The sequence below is a fragment of the Neobacillus fumarioli NBRC 102428 genome, assembly GCF_001591485.1.
In the GTDB taxonomy this organism is placed as follows: domain Bacteria; phylum Bacillota; class Bacilli; order Bacillales; family Cytobacillaceae; genus Neobacillus; species Neobacillus fumarioli.
The window spans coordinates 1-18,869 of record NZ_BCUZ01000049.1 but is presented as its reverse complement, the minus strand read 5'-3'; the positions used below and the strand labels follow the sequence as shown (position 1 = coordinate 18,869).

The following is an 18,869-nucleotide window of genomic DNA, read 5'->3' as shown; positions in this document are numbered from 1 at the left end:
TATAGCAGGAATCCTTCCGCCTATTTTTCAATGCCATAACAGCGCCAAGATAGAAAAAAATTCATACCAAAGTAAATGATGAATAAAGAACAGAGGAGGAAGCCCGAAAAAGGAGTAAGAAAACACTTAAATTAGAAATCAATGTTAAATTCATTCATAAACCAGTTATCGTCAAATTTTCTTCGTTTAAAATAAATATCTCGTTGTTTCAATACATTTGATTTCAATACCTCTTCTTCTATTGCATCGGGATTACTGTGGATAATTAACGCTTTGCATTTATTTATACGATCCTCAGAAAAATGGCTATACGCCATTCTCAGCAAATTAAAATAAAAATCATCCCAATTTACCTTATATGGGTGGACACTGCGAAATACATGAAGAATTTTGACTGCTGGCTGTACATAACAGGTATATCCAAAAAGCCACATTCTAATCGAAAATTCTACATCCTCATAACCCCATACTCTTAATTCGCTATCAAACCCCCCAATATCGGTAAACACTTCTTTGGTTACAGCAAAACATCCGCCTGGCAAAATGGCAGTTGGAAAGGGCCTTTTTTGATTTAAATGCCATTGGACTTCTAATGATGCATTTAAGGTTTGCCCAAAACCGGGATACATTGGATGATCTACATTGGCTATACCAGGTGTAACACCATCTGCTGATCCTTTTTGTATAGGCTCCAGCAAGCCTTCAAGCCAATAATCTTCAAAAAAGACATGAGCATCACAAAAAACTAAGTAGGATCCACTTGCATTTTGGGCTCCAATGTTTCTTGCTCCCGCTGCACCAATTCCGTGGCTGTTTATTCGTTTAACTCTCTCTGTTCCAAGATAGGGTATGAAATCACAACATTGATCTGTGGAGCCATCGTCCACCACAATGATTTCGAATGGATAAGCTGTTTTTACTTTAAATGCGGATTCAATCGTATTTTTTATATTGTTCCCTTCATTTTTAACTGGAATGATCAATGAAACTACAGGATAATCCATATTTTTCATCTAATCACTTCTTTCGAATTTTATTAGCGATAGGAAAATAGAATGCTATACGCTTATGTAGAAGCTAAACCAAAGGATCATCCTTTGGTTTAACAAATGAGTAAGATGTTCATTAGCATCTTACAAGAGTTACCAGCACGTCAGTTGGCGTTAACGGGACAATCTCAATGATCGTAAAACCATTAGCTTCTAAACAACTAATAAAACTGGTAGCTGCAGGTGTTGGTATTGGAGTAGGAGGTGATCCAGATGGTGTGGTTGGAGGCAGGCTGCATGGAAGAATGCTTCCGGCAACAAACACAGAGTTTACAGCATCATTCGTTGGGTTAAATCGCAAGTTTACTGTATCACCCGCACAATGTCTGCGTCTTGTTGATCGAGAGATAGGATCATTCACTTCAAATCCAGTTGTTTCTAAATCAGTTGTTTCATAAGTAGTGGATGATTCATAATCAGTTGTTTCGTAATCACCTGTTTCATAGCCAGTAGATGATTCATAACCGCTTGTTTCATAAGTAGTGGATGATTCATAACCGCTTGTTTCATAGCCAGTGGATGATTCATAACCACTTGGTTCGTAGCCAAAAGATCTATGCCCTCTCCCTTTTCCTTTACCTTTTCCTTTAGCCATAGTTCATACACGTCCTTTCCTTACTATTTAAAATGCATTCACTATATCTTATTTACAATGTTCATAGTTGTACAGGCTAAAACATAGCAACCGGATTATTCTCCCGCCCAATTTCATTTTTAAGGTTGAAAAACTCTTGTTATTCTGTTGTTTTACGCATTTCCTTTCTAAGGGGTACACATTTTTAAAAAAATGCACATATTATGATCTATATACTTAAGCGTGAATTTTCCGTTTTTCTTGCCCAAGTAATCTGTCAAACTAAGGTGGAAAACCTCATGGTAAAAAATCCTAATCCATTAGTATCCGTTATCATGCCTTTTTATAATTGTCCCTATGTAAATCAGGCAATCGAAAGTGTGTTACGCCAGACCTATCCTCATGTAGAACTCATTATCGTTAATGACGGATCAACTATGTATGTTGATTTGATAAAACCTTATCTTGATTTACCAACTATCAAATATATTGAAAAAGAAAATGGCGGAACAGCAAGTGCTTTGAACGAGGGAATTCAACATGCCACAGGGGAGTTTTTTGCCTGGTTAAGTTCTGACGATTTATTTGAAAATAGAAAAGTAGAAGAACAATTGGCTTTTATGAATCAAATTAATGCATCCATCAGCTATACAAATTATCATCTTATCAATGAATACAATCATATGATCTATGAAAATGCAGGAGTTTATTTTAAAAATGAGCGAGACTTTCTGACAAATTTAACAAATGGATGTCATATTAATGGCTGTACGGTGATGATGAAATTAACGATTTTTAAAGAGATTGGCTTTTTTGATGAATCTTTACGTTATGCACAGGACTATGATATGTGGGCGAGAATCGCTCAACATTATGTTTTCCACTATTTAGATCAACCGCTTGTAAAATATCGGTACCATCCATCGATGAATTCTGTCCGGCATCATAGTGAGCAGATGCTGGAGACAGATATCGTGAAAAATAAATATCATCAGCTGCTAATCCAAGCAATTGGCCATAACAGAAAAAACTGAACCCAAAACCTTGACTAGTCTCTTTATAATTGATTGTAGCGCCAATAACTTTTCCACATATATTGATTATAAATGATTTCTTAATCATGCAGCTTAGTTGTGGAGGGAGTCAGTATGATACACAATGTATTTCTTACTTTTCATGGAAATAATCTAATTGCAACACAAAAACAATTGTTTTCCCATATTAAAAATACATTTACCATTGAATTTTGGGCAAAGCCTTCGGCACATCATAGTGTACTGAAGGAGTCCAATAAAGGTATGACCGGGGCAGCTAATCAACGGTTTGCCATAACACCCGTTTCGGGGGCATATGACAATGGGAATCATCCCATTGCAGGTGTCGGAGTATCTGTAGGCATGAATGGAATTTCCATAATTGAGCATACAACAAATCATCTATCAGCCACATTGGTATATGAGGCATCCTTATATGATTGGACTCATATTGCGGTTGTTTATTATGATAAAATTCCAACATTATATGTCAATGGAAAATTGGTTAAAACGGGACTAGTCAGCACGAAAGAAAGTGTCGTCCCATCGGCTCATTTTGGGGGGATGTATCCTCACGGCTACTATATGGGTAGTCTTCAAGAAATACGGATTTGGAGTACTGCCAGGACACAGAAAGAAATCGAAGAGAATATGAAAAAGGAATTATTCGGTAATGAAATAGGGCTTGCGGGTTATTGGAAATTAAATGAGGGAACAGGAATTGATGTATTGGATTCAAGTATATATCAAAATAATGGTAAGCTTAATTATGGTGCCACATGGAACAAGCGAGAGAGTATATCTGCAACGAGCAGCGAATTGAAGATCTTATTTACTTATTTCCTTCCAAGCGGGGGGGTTGAAACACTGAATAGACAAAGGTTTTATGCCTTAAGTAAAAAAAATGTCAAGTGTGATTTTCTATACACCCAAAAAGGAATCGGACTTCAAAATAAAATTAATACATCTATATTTGTCACCAATGAAGATCATGAAATAAAAAATATCATTGAAAATGGAAATTATGATGCCATTGTCGTATGTACGGACCTTATTCTGTTGCAAAAAGTAAAGAATTTTGGGTATCAAGGCATTTTAATCTATAACAATGAAGGTTTGGGTGTCGACAAAGAGTTTGCTAATGATTATTTAAAAGATCCTTCCCATTCATCGATTATCTCCACTTATTCTGATGCAATTATCTATCCGAAAACCACCCATCTTATAGAGGCATTTAAGAATCATTTTCCTTCCAAAAAACAGTTTCATTTCAATAATTGCTTTGATACAGAAGAGTTTCATTATCGAGTACACCCGAAAAAGGATCATCCCATTATCGGATGGGTAGGAAGATTAGAGAAAAACAAAAATTGGAACGACTTCTTATTAATAGGGGCTGAATTATTGAAAGAAAATCCAAACATTCAACTTTGGATGTTTGAAGATAATACATTAGGAGAAGCTTCTGAGAGAATGGCCTTTCAACAAAAAATAAAAGAGTTAAACTTGAATGACAACTTGACCATTTATGCAAATCAGCCGCATAGCAAGATGGCCGATTACTATTCCATTATTGGAGATTCAGGGGGTTTTTTATGTTCCACTTCTAAAGTTGAATCATTTGGTTATGCAGTCCTGGAAGCATTAGTATGCAAATGTCCGGTCTTATCTACAGATTCAGACGGTGTTCGTAACTTCATAAAGCATAATCAAACAGGGAAATTCTATACATTAGGAAATATTAGAGAAGCCGTACAGGAAGCAAAGGAATTAATGACCAACACGTTGCTGCGAGAAACCATTCGAAAAAATGGCGTAGAACACATTGTGGCAAATTTCTCCCCTGAAAAATATGCTGAGGATTTTATCAATATGATTCAGATATTAAAAAATCAAAAACGTAAAAAATAATAGGGGTTGTCCAAAAAGTCAGGTACCTGACTTTTTGGAAGTCCCTTTTTAAGTTCATCAATCTTTATTTGTATTTATCAACACCGACTTCGCCGAATTACCATGTTTAGACAAAAATGAATGATGTTTCATTTATTCGGAGTATAAAAAACGCAAAGAGGTTTAAAACGATCTCTGCTAATATTATGCTAATTACCTCTTATTCTATCAGTCTGAGTAAACCGCAGCATTAAAACTTTCTGGACCTACTCGTACAGTTCCAATTGCACTAGCACTTACAAACGCTGTATAAACTACTTGATTATTAGCTGTTATAGGAACATTGAAATCTGAAGCAGTAAATGAAAGTACTTGAGGTCCTAAGACGGATAGATCAAGAACTTGACGTACGGAATAAATAATTAAATCCGATAGCGTAGTTCCCCTTACAATCGTGACAGTAATAGATGTGGCAAAGGGGATTAGTGGTAATTGCACCGTAACGGTTCCAGTCATTTCAGTACGTACAGTTCCTGTAGCACCGAAAGTACTGGCTGTAAGTTGTGCAAAAAGTTGTGGAGTAGTGGAAACAGGAATCGAAATGGAGTTTGCATAACTCGCATTTTGTGATATCTGTGCATCTAATAACTTAGCCAATATTCTTCTCCTCTCTAAATAGAAGTTTGATTGTATGACTGTATGTCAATTTGCAAAGCTAAACCAAAGAAAACTCCTTTAGCTTAGCTGTTTACAAAACCCTAGGCGTAAAACGTTTTAGCATCTGACAAGAGTTACAAGTACATCAGTTGGAGTTAAGGCCACAATGTCGATAATATTGAAACCATTGGCTACTAGACAACTAATAAAGCTGGTAGCAGCTGGTGTCGGCATTGGAGTTGGAGTCGGTAGCGGTCCGGATGGTGTAATTGGAGGTAAACTACATGGAAGAATGCTTCCGGCAACAAACACGGAGTTTACAGCATCGTTAGTTGGGTTAAATCGTAAGTTAACTGTGTCACCTGCACAACGTCTGCGTCTTCTTGCCCTAGTTAGAATTTCATTTCCTCTAGATTCATGGCCTTTTCCTGTTCTTCTAGCCAATTGAATACACTTCCTTTCATTTATTAATATTTAGCGTACAGTATATCTTATTTACGTTTTTCATAGATGTACAGGCTTATGAATACAAATAAACGCACATTTTTTATTTTCAAATACCATTCCAAACAAAAAAAGAAAGCAACATAATATCGCAGTTCAATGTTTAACTACTCAATCACATCAAACCACACAGGCGTCTGGTCTTCAGGATCGCCGTTATAATTGATGGTTATTTCTTCTCCTTCCTTAATGTCACGTATCGCATAAAAAGAAATGGATAGCTGGTCGTAGTTATTAATAAACTTGGCATTTGGGGTATAGGAGTGATTAAATAATGAACCATATCCTAAAGCAATTGCTGTTTGGTGTTTCTCCCAGTTGAAACAATAATCAAATATAACGGTTTTCTTCAGATACTTGCGTTCGTTTTTTGGAGAGATGAAAACAGGTGATTCTTCTATAAGTTCTCCGTTTTTGATATCACGTACAGCATAAATCCCCCTTCCGTATTTCCCTGTATCCTTCATACAAATAGGTCCCATGATGTCCTCCTATCTCATTGTTTTTTTTGGAATCTTTATTGCTCCTTCAGAACAATATCCCAGTATCGTTCGCCTTATTCTTAAACTATTAATTTATAATTAATTTTGTAAATGCAATTGTCTATATATCTTCTAAATTGCTGCCTAAAAATTTATATATAAAAAGTTTGAAAGTTCACCCAGTCGCCGAAAATCATTTATTCAAAATGGATCAGTTGATTTTTTAAGTAATCATTACGTTCTCTAATGAATTGAAAGATAAAATCAGGTTCACCATCATATATATGGATATCCTTCTTTTTATAAGGATCAAAGAGTAAATGAGGTCTTAAAGCTTGGTGTAGTGAAATAATTTCATCTTCCAAATTTTTTACTGTAAACTGCTCTTCTAATATCTCTTCCATCAATTCACGATATAATTTGCGAAATTCAGGTACCTGCAGAAGGAGAAATGTAAGGTGATTGCATCTATGCCCTTCTAAAGGAACGAAATCGAATGACATCACTTTACCATTGACCCTTCGTCCCCAAGTGGCGTCATAGTCCCAGGGAATGATTTCAAACAAGCCGGTAAGACTGTTACGATAAAGTGCATAGTTATGGGTGAATCCATCATTATTCATGGTGCATACGGCTCCACTGAGCCAGCGGAGATAGTTTTCAATATTTAAATATTGCGCAATGGTATCTGGAAATTCATTTAGGGGGGTCCTATTTATTTTCATAATAAATTCATGGAGAAATACATCGTCCAACCAGTTTCCGTTCTTTTGTTGATATCCTGAAAGAATGTACTTTTTAGACTTCTTTCCCCGCATAAAGGAAAAGTTGGCGTTGTTGTTGACAGCATAATATATAGGGCCTGGGGGTAGATTCCTCTTTGCCAGAAACAAATCATCAACAGATTCCAGCTGCAGAAATACCCCTTTTAACGATCCGTTTAGTCTTAAATTGACATGGTGACTATCAGGAGAAAGCACACCAAGGTTCTGGAAGAAATCAAGTGAAAGCTTATTACGAATTATAGAGGGGTCCTTGTATTCAGCATTAAGATGGATCTCCCTGGCACCATCAAATCTGTTCGGCTCAATGAAATGGATGCTGTATGATTTTTTTGGAAATTTCCGGGTATAAGAACCACGGTACGAAAGATCAATATCGTAATGTACATTTTCTACCTTTAAATAAGCCGGTACAGGCATGTCATTCCATATGTCACTCTGAAGATCGATTAAATCTTCTTCATCAATGGTTAAATCATAATATGGCGTAGCATTAGACAATAATAAAATCCCCTTTCTTTCCTTTTTCTTATCTGATCAACATTACCAATTTAGTTCTTTTCATGAACAAAAAAATTTATTTTGTCGCTATTGTTTTTTCAAAAAACTCGTCCAACTAACTCGCAATCTAACACCTTAATGTCAAATTTCCCCAAAGCGGTCTTACAATTTAGCAATTTTCCCCAAAGAAAAACACAAAAAAGTTTACGATAGTATACGAACCATTATAAAAAAATGATTTAATTTTGCCAAAAAATGGGTTTACTACAAAAAGCCTTATAGGAAAAAGACATAAACAGAAGAAATGAATGGCCATATAATAAATGGAATTATTTATCAATATAATTGTTTGAGAATCAATTATTTTGGTCACAGGTGGTACAGGCTCTTGGGGTCACGAAACAAACATAGAAATAAATACCTAAATAATGACTTTAGTACATGACTGATAAAGTTTTTGTTGGAAGGGTGGGAATTTAATGAAAGATGTCGGGATCGTTATGCCTGTTTACAAACAAGATCCAATTTATCTTGAATTAGCGTTAAGATCGATTCTGGAACAGAGTTATCGAACCTTTTATTTTGTCATTGTTTCAGATGGTGCTCCTTCAGACACCATTAACAACATTCAAAAAGTTACCGAGGGAGACGAGCGCGTACACCTGATCATAAAGGAAAAAAACGAAGGTGTTGCAAAAGCATTGAATACAGGTTTCGATTATTTAATGGAGATAGAAGAAGTAAAATATTTTACTTGGGTTTCCAGCGATAATATTTATTATCCAACTTTTGTAGAGAAACTCAGGAATGCCTTGGTTTCGGCTCCTCCTAATGTCGGCCTGTCATATAGCAGCTTTCGACATGTTGACCACCAAGGCGCTTATTTGAAAGATCCCAGTTTTGAGGATTTCTATAAAAATCAGGAACAAGCGAAAGAAAATCTGCTCGATGTTTGTTTTATCGGGGTCTCCTTTATGTATAAAAAACAATTTGCAGCCATGATTGATGGCTATCGATTAGAACCGGTTGAAGATTATGACTATTGGCTCCGTTTAACCGAACATTGTGATATTGTTTATATTCCCGAGGTTCTGATGAATTACCGCACAGATGCTCCGTTAAGTATATCGGCACAATTAAAAAATTCACTGGCGCATCATCGAAGATGGAGATATTTTTATCAGCTCGCTAAACTGCAAGCCAGAAAACGAAGACAAATTCCTTTTAAAATTTCCATCCTATTTCCGGTTCAAGATGGGTCTGAAAAAACCGTTAACAAATTAGAAAAACTATTAGAACAATCCTACAGTAATTATAAGCTTATAATGATAGATATAACCCTTGATCATTCAGCTGTACAGGTACTTCAACATATTAAAGATCCAAGAGTCAAGTTTGTAAAAATGCCTGGGGCAACTGAAAGGGAAGCAATCATAGAGGGATTGAAAGATGCCGATACACCTTATGCCATGATCTATGGAAATGGCCCATTTCCTTCCGCAGTATATGTATTATATAATATATTGCTTTATTATGAGCAATTGATACAAAATGGATGGAATACCATTATTGCAACATACGACAACCAGTATGGGCGCGTTGACTTTTGTGAAGATATAAGGCAAAAAGACGTTGAGTACGGTTATCTTTATTCAACCGAGAAAATATTGGAATTAATAAAAAGAAAAGATATGACCAGAGACTATCCCAATTAAAAAGGAGTTCCATTTCGGAGTAAGAAACGCATCGTAAAAAGCATGCCATACAGTAAAATGATGTGAGGCTGACCCAAGATACATGTAAAGATCAGCCTTCCATCACAATCTTATTTCATGGTTTCTTTTTACTGTTGCCAACCTGAAAACCGACATGCCCGTTATATTTGCCAAGGCTTCCATCAACATGTGCACTTACACCATGACCGCCGCCTATGTTCCCGCCGGCCTGTACGCCGAGGCCTTTTGGGCCGCCTAGCTGGCCGCCCGCTTGAACCCCGAGGCCTTGGCCGCCTCCTAGCTGGCCGCCTGCCTGAACCCCAAGAACCTTTTTGCCTCCCACCTGACCTTCTGCGTGGATGCCTAAGCCTTTGCCTCCTATGTGACCGTTCGCTTGGATGCCTAGACCTTTTGATCCGCCTAGCTGACTGCTAGCGTGAATGCCTAAGCCGTTACCGCCGCCTAGTTTTCCGCCGGCTTGGACGTCAAGGACTTTTTTTCCGCCTAGCTGGCCTTCCGCTTGAATTCCCAATCCTTTTTTGACACCCAAATGGCCGTTCGCTTGGACCCCGAGACCTTTTGGACCGCCCAGTTGGCCTTCTGCATGGACGCCCAATCCTTGTCCGCCTCCTAGCTGACCCCCTGCTTGAACACCAAGACCTTTTTTACCACCCAGCTGGCCTTCTGCATGGACGCCAAGTTCATTGCTTCCAATATGGCCGCCCGCATGCACACCAAGAACCTTTTTGCCAGCTATTTGGCCTTCCGCATGGATGCCCAGTCCTTTGCCACCTCCAATGTGGCCGCCCGCTTGGACCCCAAGTCCTTTTTGGCCCCCAAGCTGGCCGCTTGTCTGGACGCCCAATCCTTGGCCGCCTCCTAGCTGGCCGCCGGCCTGTACGCCAAGAATTTGTTTACCGCCTAGCTTGCTTTCTGCATGAACACCCAACCCATGGCTGCCTCCTAAGTGACCACCCGCTTGAACCCCGAAGCCTTTTTGGCCGCCCAGCTGGCTTTGCATATGAATGCCCAGTCCTTGTCCGCCTCCTAGCTGGCCGCCGGCCTGAACCCCAAGACCATGCTGGCCGCCCAAGTAGCCTCCAGCATGAATGCCCAGACCTTGTCCGCCGCCTAACTGACCGCCTGAATACACTCCGAGCCCATGCTCTCCCCCTAAATACCCGCCGACATGATATCCGGTTCCCTGGCCTCCGGCATATACACCTGCGTGCTGACCGCCCATATGCCAATAACCTGGAGGATATGTTCCGTAATAAGTGTCCGGATAAGGATAAGTATATTGATAGGTTGGCTGCGGATAAGGATAGGACCTATATGGATGACTGTACGGATTGATCATCATTTCCAAAAACCTCCATTCCAATTCATAGTTTAGTCTATGCGATAAATGAAAGGCGGGATACTTATCATGAGCCCGATTTCCCAAACTCGTTTCCATTAGGAACCTTCCTATTAGGACACGCATATGTTATTTAAGAAAAGCACAAGCGCCTTGGTCAGCCCCGACAGGCAAATGTTCTTCAGCACTAAAAGTCTGGTTTTGGGACTTTTAGTGCTGAAGGCGCTGGAGCTGAACAATTCTCGAAGTCAAAATTTATCCTTTCTTTACTTTTGAGAAAATAATTTCCCGAGTTATTTTTTGAAAAAGGAGTGAGATTTTCATTGAAAATTAGCTTTATAACTCCTGCCTATAATAGCGCAGAATGGATTAGAATTATCTTGGATAGAGGGTTGATATCATGACCAAAATGGACGAACCCGGCATATCTCCTACTATGTTTAAAGATAAAACCATCCTGATTACAGGAGGTACAGGCTCATTTGGCAACGTGGTGTTGGAACGATTTTTAAATACGGATATTAAGGAAATTAGAATTTTTTCCAGAGATGAAAAAAAACAAAATGATATGCGTACATTCTATCAAAATGACAAGATCAAATTTTTTATTGGAGATGTGCGGGATTTTAATAGTTTAACAAACGTTATGCAAAATGTAGATTTTATCTTTCACGCTGCGGCTCTAAAACAAGTTCCTTCTTGTGAATTTTTCCCATTAGAAGCAGTCAAAACGAACGTTTTTGGAACAGATAACGTCTTAACAGCAGCGATCCACGCAGATGTCAAAAAAGTCATTTGTCTTTCGACAGACAAGGCAGCATACCCTGTCAATGCGATGGGAATTTCAAAAGCGATGATGGAGAAAACCTTCATTGCCAAGTCCCGGTTCGTCGATCCGACAAAAACGTTAATCTGCGGAACGAGATATGGGAATGTGATGGCATCGCGCGGCTCTGTGATCCCATTATTTATCGAACAAATAAAGGCTGGGAAACCGCTGACGATTACAGATCCGAAAATGACCCGCTTTATCATGAGCCTTGAAGAAGCGGTCAATTTAGTGTTATATGCTTTTGAACATGCTGTAAATGGCGATATTATGGTACAAAAAGCTCCAGCTTCTTACATTGGAGATTTAGCCCAGGCTTTGAAGGAATTATTTGAAGCGGACAATGAAATTGAAGTGATTGGTACACGCCACGGAGAAAAAATGTACGAAGTGCTGTTGACAAAAGAAGAGGCGGCAAAAGCCATCGATTTGGGCAACTTTTATCGGGTGCCTGCAGATAACCGCGATTTGAACTATCGAAAATATTTTGAAGAAGGTTCCCCAAAAATTACGTTAACAGATGAATACAACTCCAATAATACAAAAATCCTTTCGGTCAAAGAAATAAAAGAAAAATTGTTGACACTTCAATATATTCAAGATGAGCTTCGCAGCTGGAAAGGAGGGAAAAAGTGAAATTTTTAGTTCTGGGTGCTACTGGTATGGCAGGCCACACCATCGCTATCTATTTAATGGAGCGCGGCTATGACGTCACCACCTATTCAAGGACCCCCTTCCCCTATGGCAAAAACATCAATGGCGATTTGATGGACCCAGCATTCTTAAAATCTTTGTTAACGAAAAACTATGATACCGTCATCAACTGCATCGGGATGCTGAATACCGCATGTGACCAGGACCCTTCAAAGGCTATTTATCTAAATAGCTATTTACCGCATTATCTTGCGGATCAATTAAAAGATTCTCCGACCAAGCTGATTCATATGAGTACGGATTGTGTTTTTTCCGGAAACACCGGGCCATATTCAGAAAAAAGCTTTCCCGATGGAAAGACCCTTTATGACCGAACAAAGGCCTTGGGGGAAATTGATGATAACAAAAATGTAACGTTCAGAAATTCCATTATCGGGCCGGATCTGAATAAAGATGGAATTGGTTTATTTAATTGGTTTATGAAACAAACCGGACCGATTAACGGATATTCAGGCGCCATTTGGACTGGTGTGACAACTCTAACGCTGGCCAAAGCGATGGAAAAAGCCGCAAGCGACCCCCTTACAGGAATCTATCATCTCGTGAACAATACGAGTATTAGCAAACTAAATTTATTAAAATTATTTAATGAAACATTTAAAGACAATCAAATAACGATTTCCCCCTGCAATTCGGTTAATATAAACAAAACATTGGTGAATAACAGAAATGACTTTTCATTTGAAGTTCCAAGTTATGAACAAATGATCATGGAAATGAAGGAATGGATCACTACCCATCAAAACTTATATCCGCATTACTTATGAATCCCCCATTAAAGGTCCTATCGAAAACAATAGGACCTTTTCTGCTTTTAGCTCTCGTTATCCATATTCAAATTAATTATTTAGAGAATATTGATTTTTAAAGTAATTCTGATATTCACCACTTATTATTGGCTCCCACCACCACTTATTAATAGTAGCTCCTTTACCTTAAAGTGTTTGTTTGTAACATACGATCCTACAGTGATGATGGCAGATAATGACAATAGAAAAAGGCCAATCGAAAAGATCCGATTGACTACGATTCATCATTTTCTTTTTTCGAAAAGAACTCCCCGATGATTTCCTCCAATTTTCTCAGTTCCACTTTCCAATTTTCTTCTTGGTTGTTCCCTAACGTGAAAAGGGCACTTTGGACGAGATATTTTCTCGGTGGTTTTGCCTGAATAATTTCGTCTTGAATAAAATCCAAAAGTTCCAGATATTTCAACTGCTCTTTGTTATCTGTTAAACATTTTTTCAATGCTAAAACGATGCCTGATAGTTTTTTCTCCAAAGCTTCCCTGGATGTATAGCAATCCGGAAGCCATTTTTCCAAAATGGAAGGTTTCAATAATTGATCGCCACTTATTTCGATCTCATCCACCATTTTCTCGATGCGGTGAACGGTATATCGGATCACTTTCTTAATATTGCCGTCCATTTGATTGGCCAAAAAATGAAAATGAATGTTATGATGCAGCATTCCTGTAAACATGATGGCACAGTCCAGTAGAAAGGGCTGCTTAATCTTCCCAAAAATATCGACAAACCGATTATAGATCCAACGAATATAAAGGATTTGAATCCGCTCTAAAAACTGTTTTAACGCCGGGTCATTGGAAATAAACACCTCTTCAAAAAGAGTAAAAAGTTTATTCCGCCGATTGAACTCCATGTGCATTTCCAGCTGCTTAATAAATATTTCAAGATCGGATGGGTCCTGTCCGACCAGCAGGCGGTTTCGTTCCTCATCAATCCGTTGATGCAAAGAAGTAAAAATGGCCATTAACAATTCGTTTTTGGACGAGAAATAGTTATAGAAGGTACCTTTGGAAATTCCGCTAAAGTCGATAATATCTTGAATCGAAGTGGCTTGAAAGCCTTTTTCCATAAACAATTGGTGTGCTTTATTAACAACTAGTTGTTTTCGATCCGTCATGTCATTCACCTTTGATTCATTATACTGCCTGTACAAAAATGATTATACTTTATTATTCATTTCCATACAAATACAGCTAAAACCTTAAATTTTTTGATTGCAAAAATTGAACAATCAGTATATGATAATACCTATCGTAACAAAGGTACAAAAAAATGTACTATTAGTTTAATGGGAGGAATACAAATGGAAACATCCGTTCAAACACACCGCCCCCCATATGGGATTATCACCATATTGATGATCGAGGCGTTTATTTCCATGTTAAATGAAACACTGTTGAACGTGGCATTGCCACACATCATGAAAGATTTAGATGTTGGCGCGTCTACCGTTCAATGGCTGGCAACCGGTTATATGCTCGTCAATGGCGTGATGATTCCAGCAACAGCGTTTTTAATTCAGAAGTATTCGGTAAGAGGATTATTTTTAACCGCGATGAGTTTATTCACGGCGGGGACGATTATTGCCGGGTTCGCTCATGTTTTTCCATTATTATTGGCAGCTAGGATGATTCAGGCATCAGGTTCTGCGATCATGATGCCATTGTTAATGAATGTCATGTTAACAAGCTTTCCGCCTGAAAAACGAGGTGGAGCAATGGGCCTTTTCGGATTGGTCTTTATCTTTGCCCCGGCCATTGGACCAACATTATCCGGTTATTTAATCGAACATAACAGCTGGAGAATTCTGTTCCAACTTGTATCACCTATCGCCATAGTGATCCTTGTCATTAGTGTTTTCTTATTAAAAGATAAAAAAGCAAAAGTAGATATCCGCCTTGATTTATTATCATTGGTTCTATCCAGTTTGGCATTTGGCGGATTATTATACGGTTTCAGCTCTGCCGGCGATAAAGGCTGGGACAGCCCTGAAGTCTATGGAACCATTATTGTCGGGGCAATTACTTTAGTCTGGTTTATTTTAAGACAAAACAAGCTTGAAAAACCAATGCTGAATTTTAAAGTCTATAAATATCCAATGTTTGCTTTATCGTCTGCCATTTCAATTGTGATTTCGATGGCAATGTTTTCCGCCATGCTGCTCATGCCCATTTATCTGCAGACTCTTCGAGGAATTTCACCGTTGAAGTCCGGTTTGCTCATGCTGCCTGGTTCCTTATTAATGGGGATCATGAGCCCGATCACTGGGAAATTATTTGATAAATTTGGCGGAAGAGTATTAGCCGTCATTGGTTTAACCATTACGATTTTCACGAGCTATATGTTCAGCAAATTAACATTGGATACTTCCTATACAACTTTGATTTTTATTTACTCCGTCCGCATGTTAGGTATGTCGATGGTGATGATGCCAGTCATGACGAACGGGATGAACCAGCTTCCGGCCCGTTTCTACCCACATGGCACAGCGATGAACAATACGCTGCAGCAAGTATCAGGTGCCATGGTTCTGCTCTGTTAGTAACAGTTATGTCAAACCGGACGAAAACACATGCTGCTGATCTGGCTGCATCTGCCATGAAACATATAACAGGCCAGCCAACTCCAGAAGCCTTGGCTGCCATGAAACAGCAAATTGCAGCAAAAGCCATGCTTGAAGGGATCAATGACTCCTTCCTTGTTTCGGTAGGTATTGCCTGTATTGCCCTTGTCCTCGCCTTCTTTATCAAACGGGCAAAACAAGCGGAAGACCCGGCTGAACCAATGACTTCTAGTCATAAGGTTGCAACGGAGAGCTAAAATATACAGGTGTCCCAAAAACATTTCGGGGCACCCGATCGTAAATCTTTTTTAAAAAGGCTCTGTTATTGTACATTGTTGATTTTCAGCAGGGTACTCACTTACGCGGAAGAATTCCGCTTATTTTTAAAAAACAGCGGTTAGACAGAGAAATAGGCGGAGATTTTCCGCTTAAATAACCAAAAAGACCTTAAAATCATGAAAATGTATAGTTTAACGGAAAAAAATCCGCTTATTTATAGGTGTTTATATGAATTTCCTGATTTAGCAGGAATCCTTCCGCCTATTTTTCGATGCCATAAAACCTTTAACAGAGCCTGTAAAAAAGAGAAGTCCATTGTCATAATTGGACTTCTCTTTTATTCATCATTCTATTGTAATAACGCCATTTTCACCTTGGGCCGCTTTTCCTTGTTTCTTGATCGTCAATTTAGTTAAGTTTGTAAAGACGACTGGTGTTTCCGTCGATCGGGCGGAATTCTTAATCTTTTCGAGATCAAATTGAATCAGTTCTTGTCCTTTTTGCACTTGTTCACCGTCTTTTACAAGAACGGTGAATCCTTCACCTTTTAAATGAACGGTTTCTAATCCAATATGAATTAAAATTTCATACCCCTGTTTGGATTTAATGCCAATCGCATGTTTCGTCGGGAAAATATTGAGAATCTCACCATCAACAGGTGAAACGACAGACCCTTTAGCTGGAATGATGGCAAAGCCGTCACCCATCATTTTTTGTGAAAATACCGGATCTTGCACTTCTGTGATTGGAATAATTTCTCCCTCAATCGGCATAACAAAATCTTGTTCACGAATCGGCAAGATTTTTGGTGCTTCGCTCATCTCTTCCTGTGCTAAAGGAGTATCGTCGGACTGAGTATCCATTTTCTTCATTGCATCGGCCACAAATTCAACATCCGTGTCGACAATAATTTGTAAGCTTGTTTTATTTAATTTCATAACACCTTTGGCACCATGCGATTTTAAAGCAGAATCATTTACCTTATCTGTATCTTTTACCATTAAACGAAGGCGTGTAGCACAGTTATCAATATTGGTGATATTTTCTTTGCCGCCAATATCCTGAATAAAGTGAGCAGCCATTGTTTCATACTTGTTTCCTCCAGCAGGAGTTTCAATCGTTTCTTTCTCTCCATCTGTCACTTCTTCATCTTCACGGCCAGGTGTTTTAATATTTAATGCTTTAATGACAACATAAAAAATCACGAAATAAATGACACCATAAAAATTCCAACTAGTAATAAAAGTAACGGTTTCGTCGCAATATTAAAGTTTAAAATATAGTCGATCGCACCGGCCGAGAAGGTAAACCCATCTTTAATGCCCAGCATGGTCACAACCACGAAAGAAAGACCTGTTAACAGCGCATGAATTCCGTATAATACCGGGGCAATAAACATGAAGGAAAATTCAATTGGTTCTGTAATCCCTGTGATAAACGATGTTAGCGCAACACCGATGAACATACCGGCAATGGCTTTTCTTCTTTCCTTCTTTGCTGCGGCAATGATTGCCAATGCTGCACCAGGCAAACCAAACATCATGATTGGGAAGAAACCTGTCATATAGGTTCCGGCAGTTTGGTCCCCCGCAAAGAAACGGGCAATATCCCCTGCTTTTCCATGATAAGTTCCAAATTGGAACCAGAACAAGCTATTTAACACATGATGCAGACCGAGCGGAATTAACAAACGGTTTAAAACACCAAAAATTCCGGCCCCAAACGCTCCTAAACTAATAATCCAGTTACCGACACCATTAATCGCATCCTGAATAGGCGGCCATATAAACCCAGCAACGCCTGCGATTATGACTATCGTAACCGCTGTGATGATGGGGACAAACCGTCTGCCGCTAAAGAACGCGAGCCATTCCGGCAGTTTCACATTATGAAAACGGTTGTACAATAATCCGGCAATGATCCCAGTGAGAATTCCACCTAGAACTCCCATATTAATATTTTTATCAATGGCTAATGTTCCTTGTGTCAAAACCAAGTAGCCAATCGCACTTGATAAGGCAGCTGCCCCGTTAGAGTCTTTGGCAAAACCAATTGCCACACCTATCGCAAATATTAAAGGCAAGTTGGAAAAAACAGCATTCCCCGCATTTGCGATAAATGGTATATTCAACAGATCCGGCTGTCCAAAACGCAATAGCAACCCGGCTGCTGGTAAAACCGCGATCGGAAGCATCAATGCTTTCCCGATACGCTGCAGAAATCCTAGCATTACAAATCTCTCCTCTCTTTAAATGAAAGCGTTTCTCTCCGTGGATCATCATACCATCAAACTATTATAGATGTCTATACCAATTTTATAGAAAATATTTTAAAAAATCTTCTGAACTATAATAAAAGATATCTTATTGGCCTTGGTAGCGACTTCATGGCCTGAAAAAGGAGAAAGAGCCTGGTTCCGTGCCATTCATGGACCATTTTTGGAAAGGCTCTGTTATTGTTCATTATTGATTTTCAGCAAGGTACTCACTTAATCGGAAGAATGAGACTGTCGATTAACTCATAAGAATCTCCTTTTTCACAAACTTTTTCTAAATTATTTAATTTACCCATCACTTCACTCCATATGTACGGTAAAATTAAGATATATCTTATGTATGGAGTGATCGTGATGGCGCTCATTCAATATAAAACATTTGGTCAGTTAACCCTATCAGATTATGAAGTCTTTTCTTCGGTTCCCCCCCCATCCTTTCTGGGGCCGAGTGGATCAAGTGGTTGACTTTTCCTTCGCAGATAAACTATGTGCGCCCCTGTATTCCCCTAATGGGCAGCGTCCCTATGCCCCTTCCTTAAAATTAAAGATTCATTTTGTCCAACGCTATCACAATTACTCTGATCGTGAAATGGAAGAGGCTATTCTTTATCATCTTCATTTAAAGCAGTTTTTGGGAGTACCCGTGGCTTTTAACGGATTCGATCATAGTACCTTAGGGCTCGATCGGGACCGCATGGGTTCCGCCCTTTTTGATGCGTGTCATCATCATATTCTTTCCCAAGCTTTGGCGAAAGGGTTATGGGGGAAAGAAGATGATCGTTGGCTTATTGATTCCTTTCATACGTATGCCAACATTGCGAAGGTGGGGGCTTACCGTCTAATCCAGCAAGG

General features: G+C 38.9%; 14 protein-coding genes and 3 pseudogenes. 7 read left to right on the top strand and 10 right to left on the bottom strand.

Annotated elements, in window-relative coordinates; all coding sequences use genetic code 11:
• Positions 1–131: 131 nt before the first annotated feature.
• Together BFU02S_RS09280 and BFU02S_RS16720 are read right to left on the bottom strand one after the other, a co-directional pair.
• Complete coding sequence (locus tag BFU02S_RS09280) at positions 132–1,013, bottom strand: glycosyltransferase family 2 protein (protein ID WP_066369552.1); 882 nt, start codon at positions 1,011–1,013, stop codon at positions 132–134.
• Between the two features lie 112 nt (positions 1,014–1,125).
• The gene (locus BFU02S_RS16720) at positions 1,126–1,644 is read right to left on the bottom strand and encodes a hypothetical protein (RefSeq protein WP_157075889.1); all 519 of its coding nucleotides are present in this window, start codon (positions 1,642–1,644) and stop codon (positions 1,126–1,128) included.
• A 278-nt stretch (positions 1,645–1,922) separates the two neighbouring features.
• Between BFU02S_RS16720 and BFU02S_RS09265 the strand changes: the two genes are divergently transcribed.
• Both BFU02S_RS09265 and BFU02S_RS16360 read left to right on the top strand, forming a co-directional pair.
• On the top strand, positions 1,923–2,657 hold the full coding sequence (locus BFU02S_RS09265) for a glycosyltransferase (protein WP_066369546.1): 735 nt from the start codon (positions 1,923–1,925) through the stop codon (positions 2,655–2,657).
• Positions 2,658–2,771: 114 nt separating this feature from the next.
• Positions 2,772–4,568, top strand: a complete 1,797-nt coding sequence (locus BFU02S_RS16360) for a glycosyltransferase (RefSeq protein WP_084361049.1) — start codon at positions 2,772–2,774, stop codon at positions 4,566–4,568.
• A gap of 207 nt (positions 4,569–4,775) precedes the next feature.
• Here BFU02S_RS16360 and BFU02S_RS09255 read toward each other — a convergent pair whose 3' ends face one another.
• The 4 genes from BFU02S_RS09255 to BFU02S_RS09240 form a co-directional block, all read right to left on the bottom strand.
• Positions 4,776–5,204: a hypothetical protein gene (locus tag BFU02S_RS09255; RefSeq protein ID WP_066369544.1), complete on the bottom strand. Its 429-nt coding sequence runs from the start codon at positions 5,202–5,204 to the stop codon at positions 4,776–4,778.
• 117 nt (positions 5,205–5,321) lie between these two features.
• The gene (locus BFU02S_RS16995) at positions 5,322–5,648 is read right to left on the bottom strand and encodes a hypothetical protein (RefSeq protein WP_169797586.1); all 327 of its coding nucleotides are present in this window, start codon (positions 5,646–5,648) and stop codon (positions 5,322–5,324) included.
• A 167-nt stretch (positions 5,649–5,815) separates the two neighbouring features.
• Entirely contained in the window at positions 5,816–6,190 is a 375-nt protein-coding gene (locus BFU02S_RS09245) for an SET domain-containing protein (RefSeq protein WP_066369539.1), read from the bottom strand.
• A 197-nt stretch (positions 6,191–6,387) separates the two neighbouring features.
• The gene (locus BFU02S_RS09240; protein WP_066369538.1) at positions 6,388–7,473 is read right to left on the bottom strand and encodes a CotH kinase family protein; all 1,086 of its coding nucleotides are present in this window, start codon (positions 7,471–7,473) and stop codon (positions 6,388–6,390) included.
• 479 nt (positions 7,474–7,952) lie between these two features.
• Here BFU02S_RS09240 and BFU02S_RS09235 point away from each other — a divergent pair, with 479 nt between their 5' ends.
• Positions 7,953–9,188 (top strand): glycosyltransferase, encoded by a 1,236-nt coding sequence (locus BFU02S_RS09235; protein WP_066369537.1) that lies wholly within the window; start codon positions 7,953–7,955, stop codon positions 9,186–9,188.
• Positions 9,189–9,303: 115 nt separating this feature from the next.
• Here BFU02S_RS09235 and BFU02S_RS09230 read toward each other — a convergent pair whose 3' ends face one another.
• Complete coding sequence (locus tag BFU02S_RS09230) at positions 9,304–10,647, bottom strand: hypothetical protein (protein ID WP_066369536.1); 1,344 nt, start codon at positions 10,645–10,647, stop codon at positions 9,304–9,306.
• 337 nt (positions 10,648–10,984) lie between these two features.
• Here BFU02S_RS09230 and BFU02S_RS09225 point away from each other — a divergent pair, with 337 nt between their 5' ends.
• Both BFU02S_RS09225 and BFU02S_RS09220 read left to right on the top strand, forming a co-directional pair.
• Complete coding sequence (locus BFU02S_RS09225) at positions 10,985–12,013, top strand: polysaccharide biosynthesis protein (protein ID WP_066369554.1); 1,029 nt, start codon at positions 10,985–10,987, stop codon at positions 12,011–12,013.
• Positions 12,010–12,858: an SDR family oxidoreductase gene (locus tag BFU02S_RS09220; protein ID WP_066369535.1), complete on the top strand. Its 849-nt coding sequence runs from the start codon at positions 12,010–12,012 to the stop codon at positions 12,856–12,858. The genes BFU02S_RS09225 and BFU02S_RS09220 overlap by 4 nt, the downstream gene beginning before the upstream one ends.
• 256 nt (positions 12,859–13,114) lie before the next feature.
• Here the strand turns inward: BFU02S_RS09220 and BFU02S_RS09215 are convergent, their stop codons facing one another.
• Positions 13,115–14,017: a TetR/AcrR family transcriptional regulator gene (locus BFU02S_RS09215; RefSeq protein WP_066369530.1), complete on the bottom strand. Its 903-nt coding sequence runs from the start codon at positions 14,015–14,017 to the stop codon at positions 13,115–13,117.
• Positions 14,018–14,203: 186 nt separating this feature from the next.
• On the opposite strand from BFU02S_RS09215, the pseudogene BFU02S_RS09210 reads away from it, so the two are divergent.
• Positions 14,204–15,720, top strand: a pseudogene (locus tag BFU02S_RS09210) (MDR family MFS transporter).
• A 366-nt stretch (positions 15,721–16,086) separates the two neighbouring features.
• Here BFU02S_RS09210 and BFU02S_RS17680 read toward each other — a convergent pair.
• Together BFU02S_RS17680 and nagE are read right to left on the bottom strand one after the other, a co-directional pair.
• A pseudogene (locus tag BFU02S_RS17680) lies at positions 16,087–16,461 on the bottom strand (PTS sugar transporter subunit IIA); the annotation flags it as partial.
• 141 nt (positions 16,462–16,602) lie between these two features.
• A pseudogene (gene nagE / locus BFU02S_RS09205) lies at positions 16,603–17,972 on the bottom strand (N-acetylglucosamine-specific PTS transporter subunit IIBC); the annotation flags it as partial.
• Between the two features lie 493 nt (positions 17,973–18,465).
• Between nagE and BFU02S_RS09200 the strand changes: the two are divergent.
• Positions 18,466–18,869 (top strand): transposase (locus BFU02S_RS09200; protein ID WP_169797585.1); only part of this gene is annotated, 404 nt, incomplete at its 3' end.

Bases quoted from the DNA above. Each gene is read 5' to 3' on its own strand.
- BFU02S_RS09280 (WP_066369552.1), bottom strand. From the start codon at position 1,013: ATGAAAAATATGGATTATCCTGTAGTTTCATTGATCATTCCAGTTAAA.
- BFU02S_RS16720 (WP_157075889.1), bottom strand. From the start codon at position 1,644: ATGGCTAAAGGAAAAGGTAAAGGAAAAGGGAGAGGGCATAGATCTTTT.
- BFU02S_RS09265 (WP_066369546.1), top strand. From the start codon at position 1,923: ATGGTAAAAAATCCTAATCCATTAGTATCCGTTATCATGCCTTTTTAT.
- BFU02S_RS16360 (WP_084361049.1), top strand. From the start codon at position 2,772: ATGATACACAATGTATTTCTTACTTTTCATGGAAATAATCTAATTGCA.
- BFU02S_RS09245 (WP_066369539.1), bottom strand. From the start codon at position 6,190: ATGGGACCTATTTGTATGAAGGATACAGGGAAATACGGAAGGGGGATT.
- BFU02S_RS09235 (WP_066369537.1), top strand. From the start codon at position 7,953: ATGAAAGATGTCGGGATCGTTATGCCTGTTTACAAACAAGATCCAATT.
- BFU02S_RS09230 (WP_066369536.1), bottom strand. From the start codon at position 10,647: ATGGAAACGAGTTTGGGAAATCGGGCTCATGATAAGTATCCCGCCTTT.
- BFU02S_RS09225 (WP_066369554.1), top strand. From the start codon at position 10,985: ATGTTTAAAGATAAAACCATCCTGATTACAGGAGGTACAGGCTCATTT.
- BFU02S_RS09215 (WP_066369530.1), bottom strand. From the start codon at position 14,017: ATGACGGATCGAAAACAACTAGTTGTTAATAAAGCACACCAATTGTTT.